The sequence below is a fragment of the Frigoribacterium sp. ACAM 257 genome (assembly GCF_007954365.1).
Lineage (GTDB): Bacteria > Actinomycetota > Actinomycetes > Actinomycetales > Microbacteriaceae > Frigoribacterium.
Window position 1 is genome coordinate 82,817 of sequence record NZ_VOLO01000002.1, and the last position, 15,973, is coordinate 98,789.

The 15,973-nt window shown below is 74.1% G+C and carries 17 protein-coding genes; 8 read left to right on the forward strand and 9 right to left on the reverse strand.

Going from position 1 to position 15,973, the window contains the following annotated elements; translation table 11 throughout:
• The first annotated feature begins 2 nt into the window (after positions 1-2).
• From hemC to hemL, 4 genes are all read left to right on the forward strand, one after another.
• A complete protein-coding gene (hemC, locus tag ES689_RS06720) occupies positions 3-986 on the forward strand; it encodes a hydroxymethylbilane synthase (protein ID WP_146902190.1) in 984 nt (327 codons plus the stop codon).
• Complete coding sequence (locus ES689_RS06725) at positions 983-1,780, forward strand: uroporphyrinogen-III synthase (RefSeq protein WP_146902193.1); 798 nt, start codon at positions 983-985, stop codon at positions 1,778-1,780. Before hemC ends, ES689_RS06725 begins: the two co-directional genes overlap by 4 nt.
• 92 nt (positions 1,781-1,872) lie before the next feature.
• Positions 1,873-2,862: a porphobilinogen synthase gene (gene hemB / locus ES689_RS06730; RefSeq protein WP_133739101.1), complete on the forward strand. Its 990-nt coding sequence runs from the start codon at positions 1,873-1,875 to the stop codon at positions 2,860-2,862.
• A complete protein-coding gene (gene hemL / locus ES689_RS06735; protein WP_146902196.1) occupies positions 2,862-4,208 on the forward strand; it encodes a glutamate-1-semialdehyde 2,1-aminomutase in 1,347 nt (448 codons plus the stop codon). The genes hemB and hemL overlap by 1 nt, the downstream gene beginning before the upstream one ends.
• A gap of 166 nt (positions 4,209-4,374) precedes the next feature.
• Here hemL and ES689_RS06740 read toward each other — a convergent pair whose 3' ends face one another.
• From ES689_RS06740 to ES689_RS06765, 6 genes are all read right to left on the reverse strand, one after another.
• The gene (locus ES689_RS06740; RefSeq protein WP_223269454.1) at positions 4,375-5,151 is read right to left on the reverse strand and encodes an ABC transporter ATP-binding protein; all 777 of its coding nucleotides are present in this window, start codon (positions 5,149-5,151) and stop codon (positions 4,375-4,377) included.
• Between the two features lie 125 nt (positions 5,152-5,276).
• Positions 5,277-5,966: a GntR family transcriptional regulator gene (locus tag ES689_RS15840; RefSeq protein ID WP_223269455.1), complete on the reverse strand. Its 690-nt coding sequence runs from the start codon at positions 5,964-5,966 to the stop codon at positions 5,277-5,279.
• 219 nt (positions 5,967-6,185) lie between these two features.
• Positions 6,186-7,157, reverse strand: a complete 972-nt coding sequence (locus tag ES689_RS06750; protein WP_146902202.1) for an MDR family oxidoreductase — start codon at positions 7,155-7,157, stop codon at positions 6,186-6,188.
• Between the two features lie 68 nt (positions 7,158-7,225).
• Entirely contained in the window at positions 7,226-8,647 is a 1,422-nt protein-coding gene (locus ES689_RS06755) for an SPFH domain-containing protein (RefSeq protein WP_146902204.1), read from the reverse strand.
• A gap of 61 nt (positions 8,648-8,708) precedes the next feature.
• Entirely contained in the window at positions 8,709-9,200 is a 492-nt protein-coding gene (locus ES689_RS06760) for an NfeD family protein (protein ID WP_146902207.1), read from the reverse strand.
• A gap of 99 nt (positions 9,201-9,299) precedes the next feature.
• Positions 9,300-10,325 (reverse strand): 6-phosphofructokinase, encoded by a 1,026-nt coding sequence (locus tag ES689_RS06765; RefSeq protein ID WP_146902210.1) that lies wholly within the window; start codon positions 10,323-10,325, stop codon positions 9,300-9,302.
• Positions 10,326-10,411: 86 nt separating this feature from the next.
• On the opposite strand from ES689_RS06765, the gene ES689_RS06770 reads away from it, so the two are divergent.
• The gene (locus ES689_RS06770) at positions 10,412-11,035 is read left to right on the forward strand and encodes a hypothetical protein (protein WP_146902213.1); all 624 of its coding nucleotides are present in this window, start codon (positions 10,412-10,414) and stop codon (positions 11,033-11,035) included.
• A 62-nt stretch (positions 11,036-11,097) separates the two neighbouring features.
• Here the strand turns inward: ES689_RS06770 and ES689_RS06775 are convergent, their stop codons facing one another.
• A complete protein-coding gene (locus ES689_RS06775; protein ID WP_146902216.1) occupies positions 11,098-11,583 on the reverse strand; it encodes a pyridoxamine 5'-phosphate oxidase family protein in 486 nt (161 codons plus the stop codon).
• The gene (locus ES689_RS06780) at positions 11,580-12,500 is read right to left on the reverse strand and encodes a rhodanese-related sulfurtransferase (protein WP_146902219.1); all 921 of its coding nucleotides are present in this window, start codon (positions 12,498-12,500) and stop codon (positions 11,580-11,582) included. The genes ES689_RS06775 and ES689_RS06780 overlap by 4 nt, the downstream gene beginning before the upstream one ends.
• An 84-nt stretch (positions 12,501-12,584) precedes the next feature.
• Between ES689_RS06780 and ES689_RS06785 the strand changes: the two genes are divergently transcribed.
• Positions 12,585-13,301: a GntR family transcriptional regulator gene (locus ES689_RS06785; RefSeq protein ID WP_191330268.1), complete on the forward strand. Its 717-nt coding sequence runs from the start codon at positions 12,585-12,587 to the stop codon at positions 13,299-13,301.
• Positions 13,289-14,113: a GntR family transcriptional regulator gene (locus ES689_RS06790; protein WP_223269456.1), complete on the forward strand. Its 825-nt coding sequence runs from the start codon at positions 13,289-13,291 to the stop codon at positions 14,111-14,113. Before ES689_RS06785 ends, ES689_RS06790 begins: the two co-directional genes overlap by 13 nt.
• 114 nt (positions 14,114-14,227) lie before the next feature.
• On the opposite strand, the gene ES689_RS06795 is transcribed toward ES689_RS06790, so the two are convergent.
• On the reverse strand, positions 14,228-14,923 hold the full coding sequence (locus ES689_RS06795; protein WP_146902225.1) for a GntR family transcriptional regulator: 696 nt from the start codon (positions 14,921-14,923) through the stop codon (positions 14,228-14,230).
• An 84-nt stretch (positions 14,924-15,007) separates the two neighbouring features.
• Between ES689_RS06795 and ES689_RS06800 the strand changes: the two genes are divergently transcribed.
• Positions 15,008-15,952 carry a DNA-3-methyladenine glycosylase gene (locus ES689_RS06800; RefSeq protein ID WP_146903543.1) on the forward strand — a complete coding sequence of 315 codons (945 nt, stop codon included), beginning with the start codon at positions 15,008-15,010 and terminating at the stop codon, positions 15,950-15,952.
• The last annotated feature ends 21 nt before the right edge of the window (positions 15,953-15,973 follow it).

Consider the following 15,973-nt stretch of genomic DNA (forward strand, 5'->3'; position numbering starts at 1 on the left):
GCGTGGCGACACTCCGAGTAGGCACCAGGGCCAGCGCGCTCGCCGTGGCCCAGTCGACGACGGTCGCCGAGCGGCTCGCGGCCGCGACGGGCCACGAGGTCGAGCTCGTACGCGTGCACACCGAGGGCGACCGCACGCAGGCGACGGGCGAGTCGCTCTCGCTCGGCGGCACGGGCGTGTTCGCGAGCGCGCTGCGCGAGGCGCTGCTCGCCGACGAGTGCGACGTGCTGGTGCACTCCCTCAAGGACCTGCCCACCGCCTCCCACCCTGGTCTGCACATCGGGGCGATCCCGGGTCGGGCCGACGCCCGCGACGCGCTCTGCGCCCGTGACGGCCTCACCCTCGAGACGCTGCCGCAGGGCGCGAAGGTCGGCACCGGCTCGCCGCGTCGAGTCGCCCAGCTGCTCGCCCGCCGTCCCGACCTCGAGGTCGTGCCCATCAGGGGCAACGTCGACACCCGCCTCCGTCGCCTCGAGGACGACTTGGACGCCGTCGTGCTCGCCGCCGCCGGCCTGGGCCGCCTCGGCCGCTCGACCTCGGTGACCGACCTGCTCGGCCTCGGCCCGTGGCCGAGCGCCCCCGGGCAGGGAGCGCTCGCGGTCGAGGTGCGCGAAGGCGACCCGAGCGACGAGCTTGCCCGCGGCCTGCGGGCGATCGAGCACGTCGAGACGCGTCTCGTCGTGACCGCCGAGCGCGAGGTCCTCGCCGGGCTCGAGGCCGGCTGCTCGGCGCCCATCGGCGCGACCGCCGTCGTCGACGCCGGCCTGCTGCTGCTCAGCGCCACGGTCTACAGCCCCGACGGCTCGCGCCGCATCAGCTCGTCGCACGCGGTGTCGCTCGAGGAGGGGCCCGTCACGGCCCAGCTCGCCGACGTCCACGAGGTGGCCGGCCGCGTCGTCGACGAGCTGCTCGAGCTCGGCGCGGCCGAGCTCGCGCCGATCGGCGGGGGCCCCTCGGGCGGAGACCCCCTGGGGAGCGCCTCGTGACCGCGGTCAAGCCGCTCAAGGGCGTGCGCGTCCTCGTGCCTCGCGGCGGCAAGTGGGGCGACGGCGTCTCCGCGTCCCTCCGCGCGTACGGCGCGGCGCCGGTCATCGCCCCGCTCATCAACTTCGCGCCCGCCGAGACGCCCGAGCTGCTCGCGGCGGCGCTGGCACGCCTGCAGGCCGGCGTCTACGAGTGGCTCGTCGTCACCAGCGCGACGACCGTCGACGTGCTCGTCGGCAACGGGATCCGGCCCATCCCCGCGACGCGCATCGCGGCCGTCGGAGAGACGACCGCCGCAGCCCTGACGCTCGCCGGCTACCACGTCGACTTCGTCCCCGAGGGCGACAACTCCGCCCGCGGCCTCGTCAAGGAGTGGCCGTCGGAGCTCGTCGCCGGGCGCGTGCTCGTGCCCCAGTCCGACATCGCCGAGCCGACCCTGGTCGCCGGCCTGTCCGCCCGGGGCTTCGACGCCGAGTTCGTCTCGGCGTACCGCACCGTCGGCGTGCCCGTCACCGACGACGTGGTGCGCGACGTCGCCTCCGGCGACATCAGCGTGCTGCTCGTCACGTCGGGCAGCGTCGCACGGCAGATCGCCGCCCAGCTGGCGCCCCTGCCCGAGAGCACGGTCGTCGCCTGCATCGGCCCGCGTACGGCGTTCGACGCCCGCGCGGCAGGGCTGCCCGTCCACCTCATCGCCGAGACCCGCTCCGCCGCCGCCCTGGTGGAGGCGGTGGTCGAGAACGCCGTCGCGGGCGGCTCGGCCGACCCCGACGACGCGTACGGAGGGGGACGCTGACGCGACCCTCCCGCGGTGCCCGCACCGCGCCTCCTCGGCTCGACCGTGCCGGGGCCCCCCCATCGACGACCATCGACGACCCGAGAAGGACCATGTCCCAGTTCCCTCGCGTGCGGCCCCGCCGGCTGCGCGCCACCCCTGCCCTCCGCCGCCTGACCGCCGAGACGCGCCTGCACCCCGCCGACCTGGTGCTGCCGATGTTCGTCCGCGAGGGCATCGACGAGCCCGTGGCGATCAGCTCGATGCCGGGCGTCGTGCACCACAGCCTGTCGAGCCTGCCCCGTGCGGTCGAGGAGGCGGCCGCGGCCGGGGTGGGAGGCGTCATGCTGTTCGGCGTGCCGCTCGAGAAGGACGCGGTCGGGTCGGGCGCCACCGACCCCGAGGGGATCCTCAACGTCGGCACGCGGGTGGCGGTCGACGCGGCGCAGGGCGCCCTCGTCGTGCAGACCGACCTCTGCCTCGACGAGTTCACGGACCACGGTCACTGCGGCGTGCTCGCCGCCGACGGCTCGGTCGACAACGACGCGACGCTGGTCCGCTACGACGAGATGGCCGTGGTGCAGGCCGAGGCCGGCTCGCAGCTGATCGGCATGAGCGGCATGATGGACGGCCAGATCGGCTCGGCCCGCGAGGCCCTCGACGACGCCGGCTTCGGCGGCACCGCGCTGCTGGCCTACGCGGCCAAGTACGCCTCGGCCTTCTACGGCCCCTTCCGCGAGGCGGTCCAGTCGACGCTCGTCGGCGACCGCCGCACCTACCAGCAGGACGCGGCCAACGGTCGCGAGGGCATCCGCGAGGTCGAGCTCGACATCGCCGAGGGCGCGGACATCGTCATGGTGAAGCCCGCCATGAGCTACCTCGACGTGCTCGCCGAGACGGCCGCGATGAGCCCGGTGCCCGTCTGGGCGTACCAGATCAGCGGCGAGTACTCGATGATGCACGCCGCCGCCGCGAACGGCTGGATCGACCTCGACGCCGCCTCGTACGAGAGCGTGCTGTCGATCAAGCGCGCCGGGGCCGACGCGATCCTCACCTACTGGGCCACCGAGCTGGCCACCCGCCTGCGCAAGGGAGACATCTGATGGGCGACCACGCCAACGAGCACTTCTTCACCAGGGCCAAGCAGTCGATCCCGGGCGGGGTGAACTCCCCGGTGCGCGCCTACGGCAGCGTCGGCGGCACGCCCCGGTTCCTGGTGGGGGCGAAGGGCCCGCACGTGACCGACGCCGAGGGGCGCGAGTACGTCGACCTGGTGGCCTCGTGGGGCCCCGCGATCCTGGGGCACGCGCACCCTGAGGTGGTGCGCGCGGTGCAGGAGGCGGCGGCCCGCGGCCTGTCGTTCGGTGCGTCGACACCCGCCGAGACCGAGCTCGCGGAGCTGGTGCGCGAGCGCGTGGCCGTCGGCGACGCCCGCCCGATCGGCAAGATCCGCATGGTGTCGACCGGCACCGAGGCGACGATGACGGCGATCCGTCTCGCTCGTGGCTACACCGGTCGCGACCTGCTCGTGAAGTTCGCCGGGCACTACCACGGCCACTCCGACTCGCTCCTCGCCGAGGCCGGGTCGGGCGTCGCCACCCTCTCGATGCCCGGCTCGGCCGGCATCACCGCCGAGACCGCGGCCCAGACGCTGGTGCTGCCCTACAACGACCTCGAGGCCGTCCGCGCCGTGTTCGACGAGCACGGCCCGCGCATCGCGGCGGTCATCGTGGAGGCGGCGGCCGCCAACATGGGAGTGGTCGCGCCCGACCGCGGCTTCAACCGCAGCCTGTCCGAGATCACCAGCCGCCACGGCGCGCTGCTGATCGTCGACGAGGTGCTCACGGGCTTCCGCGTCGGCCCGGCCGGCTGGTGGGGCCTCGAGGCGTCGAAGGTGGTGCCCGACGGGGCCGGCTGGCAGCCCGACCTCGTGACGTTCGGCAAGGTCATCGGCGGCGGCATGCCCCTCGCGGCGCTCGGCGGCCGCGCCGAGGTGATGGACTTCCTGGCCCCGACCGGCCCGGTCTACCAGGCGGGCACCCTGAGCGGGAACCCCGTCGCGGTCGCCGCGGGAATCGCGACCCTGCGCCTGGCGACGCCCGAGGTGTACGCCCGGCTCGACACCGTCGCCGACACGCTGTCCCGCGAGGTCTCGGCGGCCCTGTCGGCCGAGGGAGTGGAGCACAGCGTCCAGCACGCCGGCTCGCTGTTCTCGTTCGCCTTCGCGGCGACTCCGCCGCGGAACTACGACGACGTGCGGGCGCAGCAGACCTGGCGCTACCCCGCGTTCTTCCACTCGATGCTCGACTCGGGGGTGGCACTGCCTCCCTCCGTCTACGAGGCGTGGTTCGTCACCGCCGCGCACGACGACGCGACCGTGTCGCGGATCCTCGAGGCCGTGCCCGCCGCGGCGCGTGCGGCCGCTGCCGCGACGCCCCCCGGGGCGTAGCCGCGCCCCGGCACCCGCGTGTCGGCACCCGCACCCCGGCTGGCGCGTCTCGGCTGTCGCTGTCGCATCACGTTCCGAGCATCGCGTCTCGTCGCGGCGGGACGTGACGCCCGGAACGTGATGCGACACGGGCGTCGCGGCGGGGCCTGCGGCGTGGGGCCGCCGCTCAGCGGCGCCGGGTGCGGGCCAGCCAGCGACCGTCGACGCGGTCGATCGCGAGCGGGTGGCCGAACGCCGCCGAGACCAGTTCGGACGTCAACACCGACTCGGCCGTGCCCGACGCCGTCACGCGCCCGTCGCGCAGGAGGAGCGCGTGGGTCGTGCTCGCCGGCAAGTCCTCGAGGTGGTGGGTGACGGTCACGGACGCCGTCCCGGGGTGCTCGCGACGGAGGGCGTCGACGGTGTCGAGCAGGTGCTCACGGGCGGCGACGTCGAGGCCCGTGGCGGGCTCGTCGAGCAGCAGCAGTGCCGGCTCGGGGAGCAGCGCGCGGGCGATGAGCGCCCGACCGCGCTCGCCCTGGGAGAGGACGCTCCAACGGCTGTCCCGCCGCGCCTCCAGCCCGACGGAGGCGGTCAGGCGGTCGGCACGCGCCTCCTGTCGGGCACTCGGCGACCACCGCGGGCCGGGGTCGCTGCTGCCCGTCGCGCCGGTCAGGACGACCTCCCGGACGCTGTTGTCGCCCAGCATGCGGTGACGCGGGTCGACGTGGCCGACAGAGGTGCGCAGCTCGCGGAGGTCGACCCGGCCCAGGCGACGGCCCAGCACGTCGACCGTCCCCGCGGTCGGGTGGCCCTGGGCCCCGCAGAGCGTCAGCAGGGTGGTCTTGCCGGCGCCGTTGGGGCCGAGCAGGGCCCAGTGCTCGCCGGCCCGGATCGTCAGCGACACGTCCCGGAGCAGGTCACGGCCCTGCCGGGAGACCCGCACGGCTCGGACGTCGAGCACCACGGCACGGTCGCGGGCCGGAGCAGGGGCAGGAGCCGGAGCAAGGGCTGCAGCAGGGCCGGGAGCTCCCTGCCCCCCGCCCTCGAGGCCGGGACCGCCGGCGCCGGGTACCGGCGCCGGCGCCGTCACGCCCGGTAGATCCCGGCTTCGCGGACGGCGTCGAACCAGCCCTGGAGACGCCCTGGCTGCAGGCGGACCGCCTCCGCCGCGGCTGCGGCGTCGCCGTCGCGGACCGCGTCGCGGAGCGCCTCCGTGAACGCGAGCGCCTGGGCGTGGTCGAAGACGCCGTTGGCGACGGGACGCTGGGCGAGCATGGCGAGGCGGGGGGCGTTGTTCGCCCAGAGGCGCGACAGCGACGAGCTGCCGGCCCTCTCGAGGAGCAGGTCGTTCACCTTCTTCAGCTCGAGGATGTCCTCGGCGCCGCCGGAGGCGAAGGTCGCCGCGCGGGCGTCGAGCACCCGCAGGACTTCGTCGCGCTCGGCGTCGGACAGCTTCGGCAGGCCACGCTCGACGAGCATCGCCCACACGGCGTAGCCGATGTCGATAGTGTCGACGAACTCGTCGTGGGTGGGGTCGACGATGCGGGTGTAGCGGTTGGCCTCGACGTCGACGAGGGCCTGGTCGGCGAGCTTGGCGATCGCCTCCCTCACGGGAGTACGGGAGACGCCGAGCCAGGCGACCAGCTGTTCGTCGTTCAGGCGCTCGCCGAACTCGAGCGTGCCGTCGATGATCGCGGCGAACATCTTGTCGTAGACGACGTCACGCAGCAGGCGGCGAGGTGCGGGCGGCTGGTCAGTCAGCTGGGGGATCGGCATCCGGGTTGCTCCATGTCGAGAGAGGGGCTGGTCGCGGGGCTCCCTGCGCCGGTCGCGATCTGCCGTGTGTGCGGTGCGTGCATCGGGCATCCGATACATCAAGTGATCATAACGCGGTGCCGTCGACGCGGTCCTGAACGACGCGGCTGCCGCCCGGTCCGGGTCCCTGCCCCGGGCCGAGGCCCGGTCCCTGTCCCGGTCCTGTCGCGGGCCCGACCGTCAGCCGCGGACGTCGACGACGATCCGCCCGCGCACCGAGCCCGCGACGATCCGCGGCCCGTGGTCGACCACGTCGGCCAGCGAGATCTCCGTCGTGAGCTCGTCGAGCAGTCCGAGGTCGAGGTCGGCGGCGAGGCGCGTCCAGGCCTCACGACGCAGCTCGACGGGCGCGTCGACCGAGTTGACGCCCACCAACGAGATCCCTCGCAGGATGAACGGCAGCACCGTCGTGGGCAGGTCGCTGCCCTGCGCCAGCCCGCACGCGGTGACCGTGCCGCCCCAGGCGGTCCGTGCGAGGACGTTCGCGAGGGTGTGGCTGCCGACGGAGTCGACGGCGCCGGCCCAGCGGGGCGACTGCACAGGTCGACCCGGCTGGTCGAGCTCGCCCCGGTCGACGACCGTCGTCGCGCCGAGACGCGTGAGGTAGTCGTGTTGTTCGTCCGCCCGCCCCGAGGAGGCGGTGACCGAGTACCCGAGACCACTCAGCAGGGCGATCGACACCGACCCCACGCCGCCGGCGGCGCCGGTCACGACCACGTCGCCGTCGCCGGGGCGCACGTCCCGCTCGAGGCGGAGGACGCTCAGCATCGCGGTGAAGCCCGCGGTGCCCACGGCGGCGGCCTGCCGGGGCGACATCCCCTCCGGCACGCGGACGAGCGACGCGGCGTCGACGACGGCCTGCTCCGCGTAGCCGCCGTGGCGGCTCTCGCCCGCGCCGGCGCCGTTCAGCAGCACCAGGTCGCCGGGTGACCAGTCGGCGGACGACGACTCGGCGACGCTGCCCACGAGGTCGATGCCGGGCACCAGCGGACTCGTCCGAACGATCCCGGGATCGCCCGACAGGGCCATGCCGTCCTTGTAGTTCAGGCTCGACCAGGCGACGTCGACGACGACGTCTCCCTGCCCGAGGAAGGCCCGGTCGACCTGCTGCAGGGCAGCAGGTCGACCCTTCTCGACGACGACGGCACGCATGCCGACACGCTACGCGGCCCCCGTGCGCGCGGGCCCGCTCGCTGCGGGGGCCTGCGTTCTCGCGTGCCCTACGGCTGGTCGACCGGCGTCGTCGTGCGCGGAGCCGCGGCCCCGGAGGCGCCCGACTGGGCGCCGAGGAAGCCGCCCAGCGCGCCGACGAGGTCGAGCCCGGTGGTCGCCTTCACGACGTCCTGCAGCTGGGTCATGTTGTTCGCGACGGACTTGGTCAGCTGGTTGGCGCCGTCGGTGGAGACCACCGTCAGGGCGTCGATGTTGCCCATCGGCGCGGCCATCTCCCGAGCGATCTCGGGCAGGCGAGAGATGACCTGCGACGCCAGGGCAGCCTGGCCGAACTTGCCCTGGGCCTCGGCCAGCGCGTCGACCGCCTCGGCCTCGGCGAGGCCCTTCGCGCGGATCGCGGCGGCCTCGGCGCGGCCGGCGGCCTCGACGGCGGCGGCCTCGTTCTCGGCGGCGGCACGGGCCGCGTCGGCGAGCTGGGTGCGTCGGAAGGCCTCCGCCTCGACGGCGGCGTTCGCGGCGTCGCGCTCGGCCTCGGCGTTCTGCACCGACGCGTACGCGGCGGCCTCGGCGGGCTGGCGCACGTCGATGTTCAGGCGCTCCTGGTTGACCTTCGCCTGCTCGGCGACGGCGATGCTCTCCTGCTCGGCGACCAGCTTGTCCTGGGTGGCGCGGGCCAGCTCGCCGGCGGCCGAGGCCTCGGCGTTGGCGCGGTCGGTCTCGGCCTTGATCTGCGCCTGGCGCACGTCGAGCTGCAGCTGGCGCTCGGCCGTCTGCTGCGTGTTGCCGATGCGGGCCAGGGCCGCGATGCGCTCCGCCTCCGCCTCGGCGACGTCGGCGTTCTGCTTGGCGACCGCCGCCTCCGCGCGCCCCCGGTCGGCGAGGTAGGTGCTGCCCGGCGTCTCGATCTCGCGGATGTTCATCGTCTCGATCTGCAGGCCGAGCTCGGCGAGCTCGCCCTTCGTCTCGTTCACCGCGTCCGCGGCGAGGCGGGAGAAGTTCTTGACGAGGTCGTCGACGGGCTGGCCGCCGATCAGGCCGCGGATCGATCCCTCGAGCGACTGCTGCACGATCACGGGCAGCTGCTGCTGCTGCAGCAGGTAGCGCTGGGCCGCACGGCGGACGCCGTCCTCGGTGCCGGTGACCTTGAAGTTCACGGTGGCCTTGACGGCGGTGCGGATGTAGTTGGCGTCGATCGCCTGCACCTCGACCGGGGTCTGGTACTGCTCGAGCGAGAGCGTGAAGCCCTCCTGGAAGATCGGCCAGACGAACGTGCGACCGCCGATGATGACCTTCTGGGGGCTCGAGATGCCGCCGCCCTCGGAGCGCTCGGCGCCGCGGCCGACGACGATCAGGGCCTCGTTCGGCGGGACGCGACGCACTCGGCTCGCGACGAACGACAGCAGGGCGAGCACGATGACGACGGCGACGACGACCGCGACGACGCTGGTGTTTCCGGTGATGAAGTCCACAGGGCTTCCTTCCAAGGGGCGGGGTGGTGCGGGGCTGGTGCAGGGGCGGTGCTGGTGCTGGTCAGGGGAGCGTGGGCGCCTCGGGCTCGACGGGCTCGACCTGCACGCGGGGTCCTGCCTCGGCGACGACCCGCACGCGGACGCCGCGGGCGATGGGGGCCTCGCTGTAGGCGAGGCGCCGCTCGAGCTCGCGGACGTCGTCGAGGCGCACCTCGCCGCCGCCCGGCGTGGTCGCCTCGGTCGTGGTGCCGGTGAAGCCCACGGGAGACCAGTGGCCCCCGCTCTCGCGCCGGGTGACCCGTCGCACGAAGAGCTGCACGAGGACGAGCGCGGCGGCGGCGACCACGACGGCGAGCACGTAGGTCCACACCGTGTCGAGACCGGCCTGGGTGGTCACGACCCCGGCCAGCCCGAAGATCGAGAGGGCCGCGCCCAGCGCGACGCCCGAGACGAGGCCGTCGCCGACGTCGAACAGGTCGAGCAGGTCGCCGACGACGATGCTGGCGAGGAGGACGACGAGCCCGACCGCCCCCACGACGATGAACGTGATCATGCGTCGAGACTGTCAGGTCCCGGGCCGCCGTGCATCGCCTGCGCGACGGAGTGCGGGCGCGGGGCCGGGCCGGGCCGTGGGGGAGGGACGACCGACGCCCTAGCCGAAGAGGATGGCGGCCTCGTCGTAGCGGTGCTGCGGCACGGTCTTGAGGCTGTCCAGCGCCTCCTCGAACGAGACGTGCACGATGTCCGTGCCGCGCAGCGCGACCATGCGCCCCCAGCGGCCCTCGACCACCGAGTCGCTGGCCGCCATGCCGAGGCGGGTCGCGAGCACGCGGTCGTAGGAGGTGGGGGTGCCGCCGCGCTGGATGTGGCCCAGGGTGGTCGCGCGCGTCTCGATGCCGGTGCGCTCCTCGATGATCGGGGCCAGCGCCTCCCCGATGCCGCCGAGGCGGGGGCGGCCGAACGCGTCGAGGCCGCGCTCGGAGTGCGCGTCGCTCTCGTGGTCGGGCACGAACCCCTCGGCGACGACGACGAGCGGCGCACGCCCGCGGTCGTAGGCCGACTGCACCCACGCGACGATCTGGTCCATGCTCGTCGCCTGCTCGGGGATGAGGATGGCGTGCGCTCCGGCGGCCATGCCCGAGTGGAGGGCGATCCACCCGACGTGCCGGCCCATGACCTCGGCCACCATGCAGCGGCTGTGCGAGTCGCCGGTGGTGCGCAGGCGGTCCATGGCGTCGGTCGCGATCTGCACGGCCGTGTCGAAGCCGAAGGTGTAGTCGGTGGCGCCGAGGTCGTTGTCGACGGTCTTGGGCACTCCGACGATCTTCAGGCCGGCGTCGGTCAGGCGCTTGGCGGCGGCGAGCGTGCCCTCGCCTCCGATAGCCATGATGGCGTCGATGCCGAAGCGCTCGAGGTTCTCGGTGATGCGCTCGACCCCGCCCGCGCCCTCGAAGGGGTTGGTGCGGCTCGTGCCGAGGATCGTGCCGCCCTGCTTGGCGATGCCCTGGATCTCCTTGCGCGCGAGGGGCATCACGTCGCCTTCGACGACGCCCCGCCAGCCGTCCCGGAACCCGACGAACTCCTGGCCGTGGATCTGCGTGCCCTTGAGCACCGCCCCCCGGATGACCGCGTTCAGTCCGGGGCAGTCGCCGCCGCTGGTGAGGATCCCTATCCGCATCGTGTCGCTCCGTCGCATGTCGGGCCCGGAGTCGGGCCGAGGTGCGTCCCATCATGGCCCACGGAGGCGGGGACTACCCTCGACGCATGACCGATCAGCCCGCGCCGCGGCCCCCGTCGCCGTGGGCGCGGTTCGCGCGGCCGGTGCCGGGCGAGCAGCGCGGACGGGCCGTCGTGGGGCCGCCCCCGCCCCTGAACGAGGAGGCGCGGGCGAGCCGCGAGACCGCTGCGGCCTCCGGGGCGGCCTGGCCCCCGCCGTCGGCCCCGGCCTCGTCCGACGAGGCGACCCTCTGGGCTCCGCAGCCGTCCGGCGCGCCGACCCGCGCCTCCTGGTCTCCGCCTCCGCCGCACGCCCCGGGGGGGCAGGGCTCGTACTTCACGTCGTTCGACGACGACGACTTCTGGGCTGACCAGCCCCGTCGGGACGACGACCCGGGTCGCGGCCTCGCGATCGCCTCCGTCGTCTTCGGCGTCTTCGCCGCGCCCCTCGGGCTCGTGTTCGGGATCGTCTCGGCGAGGAGGTCACGACGGGCAGGCCGGACTCCGACCCTGGCCCTCGTGGGCATGGTCGTCTCGGGCGTGGTGATCGTCGCGAGCCTCGTCGGGGGCATCTCCGCGCTCGACTACGCGGCACGGCTCTCGTCGACCTGCGCCCAGCTCGGGCCGGGCGACTACGCCGACGCGGACGGGCGCACGGTCACCTGTCGGTGACGATGCGCCCGTCGGGTGCAGCAGTCCGCAGCAGTCCGCAGCAGTCCCCAGCGGGCCGCGGCCTAGAGCTGCACGGTGCCCGTGTCGGCGACGTTCCTCGGGTGGCCCCCGGTCAGCGCCGCCTTCGCGTACTTCAGCAGCGTGACGGCCTTCGGCTCGTTGCTGACCCAGTACTCGGCGGTGTCGACGTCGACCTCGATCAGGGCGACGGTCGGGTCGTCGCGCCCCTCGTCGAACCACGCCTCGGCACCGGCCGTCCAGAACTCGTCGATCAGCGCGGGGTCCTTCGTCACCGACGCGTCGCCGGCGAGGGAGAGCCAGCCCTTGCCGGTCTCGACGGCGACGTTGACCTGGGAGTGGGCCTTGATGTCGTCGACCTTGGGGGAGGGGTCGCGGGTGAAGAAGTACACCTTGCCGTCGAAGTCGCGGTCGACGATGGCGAGGGGCCGGCTCACGAGGCGTCCGTGGCCGCTGCGGGTGGTCAGGATGCCGATGCGCCCGGCGTCGAGCACCTCGGCGACGCGGGAGATGTCGTTGGTCTCAGTCATGCAGGTGACGGTACGCCGGAGGTGCGGAGAGGGGGCCGGTCGCCGGAGGCGCGGTGCGCGTCGCAGAGGACGACGTCGCGGTCCGCGCACGAGGCGCACACGACCAGCTGCTCGCGGCACTGGAGGTCGGAGCAGTTCTGCATGCGGCTGGTCCCCTCGCCGCAGGTCGCGCAGCGCCCGACGACGGCGGCGTGGTCGCTGAACCTGACCGAGCCGCGACGGTCGAAGACGTAGAGCGAGCCCTCCCACAGGCCGTCGTCGCCGAAGCGCTCGCCGTAGCGGGCGACCCCGCCGTCGAGCTGGTGCACCCGTCCGAACCCCCGGGACACCATCAGCGAGCTGAGCACCTCGCAGCGCACGCCGCCCGTGCAGTAGGTGACGATCGTCCGTTCCTTGAGGTGGTCCCACCGCCCGCTGTCGAGCTCGGCGACGAACTCGCGGGTCGTCGACACGTCGGGCACCACCGCGTCGCGGCACCGGCCGATGCGCGCCTCGAACTCGTTGCGGCCGTCGAGGAACACGACGTCCTCGCGCGCCACGAGCTCGTGCAGCTCGTCGGGCGAGAGCCGGGCGCCCCCTCCGACGACGCCCGACTCGTCGACCTCGAGCTCGTCGACCGCGCCGAAGGTCACGATCTCGTCGCGCACCTTGACCGAGAGCCGCGGGAAGTCGTCGGCCCCGCCGTCGCTCCACTTCACGTCGAGGTCGCTGAAGGCCCGGTAGTCCTTCGTCTTGCGCACCCAGCGCCGCAGCTGCTCGACGTCCCCGCCGAGGGTCCCGTTGACCCCGTGCGGCGAGAGCAGCACGCGACCCCTCAGCCCCAGCGACTCGGCGAGGTCGCGCTGCCAGAGGCGCAGAGCGTCGGGATCGGCCAACGGCGCGAACGCGTAGAACAGGACGATCTTCGACACGGGCACCGGACGAGCGTAGACGACGCCCTTCCCCGCAGTGCATCTATGCACTAACGTCGACATCTGGTACATCACACACGAGGAGGCGCTGTGCCCGTTCCGCACGACCGCCAGACCGTCATCGCTCGTCGCCTGCACAAGGACGACGTGCACGAGACGCTGCTCGCCGCGATCGTCGCCGGTGTCCTGCCCGAGGGCAGCCGTCTGCGCGACTCCGACCTCGAATCGTGGCTGGGCGTCTCGCGCACGCCGATCAGGGCGGCCCTGGTGCGGCTCGAGCACATCGGCCTCGTCGAGGCCGTGCCGCAGTGCTGGACGAGGGTCGCCGTCGCCCGCCCCGACGTGGTGCCTGCCCTCGTCGTCGCGCTCTGCGCGCTGTGGCGCGACCTCGTCGTCGAGGGGCAGGGCGCGCTCGCGCCCGAGGCGGCGGGCGGGGTGCGCAGGGCCCTCGCTCGGTGCGCGGCGCCCCTCGACGCGTACCGCGCCGACCCGGCCCCTGACGCTGACCGGTGTCGTGCCCTCGTCGACCAGGTCTTCGCGTGCGTCGCCCTCCTCCGGGGCGGCGACGTTCCCGACGTCGTGCGGGGCGCCCTCGACGGTCTCGAGTCGCGCCTGCGCCACCAGGCCGCCCTGCTCGGTCGTCACCTCGACGCCGACCTGGTGGGGGCCGTCCTCGACGAAGCAGACGCGGCGGTCGCGGCGGGCGACGCGCTGCGACTTCGCGGCGCCGTCGACGAGCTGGCCCGGCGTACGGCCAGCCGCTGCTCCGGCCCCACGCCGGCGAGCGACCCGTGGTGGCGATCGTGACCGGGGCCGTGTTGGTCGACGAGACGGTGCTCGCCGACGAGGCCGTGCTCGCCGACGAGGCCGTGCCCGCCGACGTGGCCGTGCTCGCCCACGAGGCCGTGATGGTCGACCGGGCTGTGGTGGTCGACCGGGGGGTGGTGGTCGACGAGGCGGTGACCGGTGACCGGGGCCACCTCCGCCAGCGACGGCTGCTCAGCGACGACGTCTTCCGTGCGCTGCGCGACGCGGTGCTGGAGGGCGTCCTCGAGCCGGGCGAGCGTCTGCGCGACGACGAGCTGGTGCGGTGGCTCGGGGTCTCCCGGACGCCGATCCGCAATGCGCTCGACCGTCTTCGGAGCGCCGGACTGGTCGACCTCGCCGCGAACCGCTGGACTCGCGTGCGAGATCCGGACTGCTCGACGCTCGGCGGCAGTGCGTCGGTGGTGGCCGCGCTGCACCGCGCCGCGGCCGTCATCGCCTTCCCGCGGCTCGACGACCCGGCGGTGGACGTCGTCGCTGCCGGTCTGAGATCCGCGCGGCCCGTGGTGCGGCGCGGCGCAGCGGGCCCCGCGTCGATCGAGGTGCTGCGGTGCGTCGCCGTCGCCGTGGGCGGCGTGGCCGCGCTCGCGCCCGTCGGGGTGCTGGCCGCGTCGTTCGCCGAGGCGGAGCTGCGCCTCGCTCACGAACTGCGGTCGCGACGGTGCGTCGTCGATCTCTCCGCGTGGGACGACTTCGACGCCTCTGCCGGGCGCGCCCTCGCTGCTCGGGACGGCGGGGCGTGGGGTGACGCGGTCGGGCAGTTGCTGCATCGGGTCGCCGCGACGGGGCGGTGACGCCCGCCCGGTGGCGGTCTCGTGAGTGCCGGTCCCGGGTGTGCCGGTCGTGTGTGTGCCGGTCCCGCGGGCGTCGGTCTCGCGGCGCCGCGACCGTCGACCGGCAGGTGCCCGTCAGGACCGTGCGCGGGTCTCGATCCACAGGTCGGGAGTCCGTGACGCCGCGGACGGGACGACCTCGATGGCGTCACGCAGCGACGCTCGACGAAACAGGCGGACGAGTGCGTCGGCCGTTCGGGGCCAGTCACGGTCGTCGAGGGCCGTGCGCAGATCGGCGAGCAGCCCGACGAGGGCCGGACGCGTCCAGTCGATCGAGAGGTGGCGGCAGAGGAACGCAGCCCGGATGTCGAGCGGCTCGGCAGCCCGGCGCACGAGAGGGTTGCGGGCCAGTTCGAGGAACCCCGCGGTGGCCTGCACGAGGCCGAGGCAGGTGGGGCCCTCGTCGAGCACGGCCAGGGTTCGCTCGGCGAGGGCCTCTGCGCTCGCCGAGCCGCTCCGCGCGAGTGACCGGACGGCCTCGGCGTGCAGGACGCCGATCAGCTCGAGCGTGTCGAGCAGGTCGAGATCGTCGGCCGTCGCCACGCGGGTGTAGCGGTTCGCCTCGATCTTCACGAGGTCGTGTGACGAGAGACGGGCCAGGGCTTCTTTGACGGGTGTCTTCGACACTCCGAGCCAGGTGGCGAGGTCGTCCTCGAAGAGGCGCTCGCCGGGGGTCAGCGTGCCGTCGACGATGGCGTCGCGGATGGTCTCGAACGTGAGGTCGCGGAGCAGTCGACGAGGATGGCGGGCAGGAAAGACCGGCACGGGCATGGCTCCTCCAATGTGAGGTACACAAAATATCATACGAACACGCTCGCCAGGGATGACGATGGTCAGGGTTAAGATCTGCGGGTGATCCCCGAGGCGTCCGCCGACGCTGCCCTGCTCCGCCCGGTCGAGACCGTGTACCGGCCGGACGAGCCCGTCGACGTCCGCGCGACGCTGCGGACGCTCGCGCGCGGGGCCGGCGACCCGGCCTGGCGGGCCGAGGGCGACCGGATCTGGCTCGCCGTCCGCACGCCTGCCGGTGCCGGCACCCTCTGCCTCGTCGGCGGACGCTCCGGGGTGCAGGCCTCTGCCTGGGGGCCCGGGGCAGGGTGGCTGATCGAGGGCGTGCCCGAGTTGCTGGGCCACGGCGACGACTGGAGCGAGCTCGACGTGTCGGGCAACACGTTCCTGCGTGACGCGCTGCACCGGTCGCGGGGACTGCGTCTCACCCGCACGCGCCAGGTGGTGCAGGTGCTCGTGCCCGCCGTGCTCGAGCAGAAAGTGACGAGCACGGAGGCGTGGCGGGCCTGGCGACAGCTCGTGCGGGCCCACGGCGACCCGGCACCCGGACCGGCCCCCGCGGGGATGGTCGTTCCCCCCTCGGCCGAGACGTGGCGCCGCGTGCCGAGCTGGGAGTGGCACCGGGCGGGGGTCGGGCCGCAGCGGTCCGCGACCGTCATGCGCGTCTGTGCCGTCGCCTCCTCGTTGGAGCGCGTGGTGGGGCTGGGCCGGGGCGGGCCGGAGGCCGAGGCCCGGCTGCGCTCGGTCCCGGGGGTGGGCGTGTGGACGTCGGCCGAGACGACGCAGCGCGCACTGGGCGACGCCGACTCGCCGAGCGTCGGCGACTACCACCTGCCTGCCCTCGTGGGGTGGGCCCTCATCGGCCGGCCCGTCGACGACGACGGCATGCTGGAGCTGCTCGAGCCGTGGCGCGGACACCGCGAGCGGGTCGTCCGGCTCATCTCGGCGAGCGGGTTCGCGAAGCCGAGGTTCGGCCCTCGGATGACCATCCAGGACCACCGCCGGCACTGAGCCGCGCCCGTGGCGCGAGGC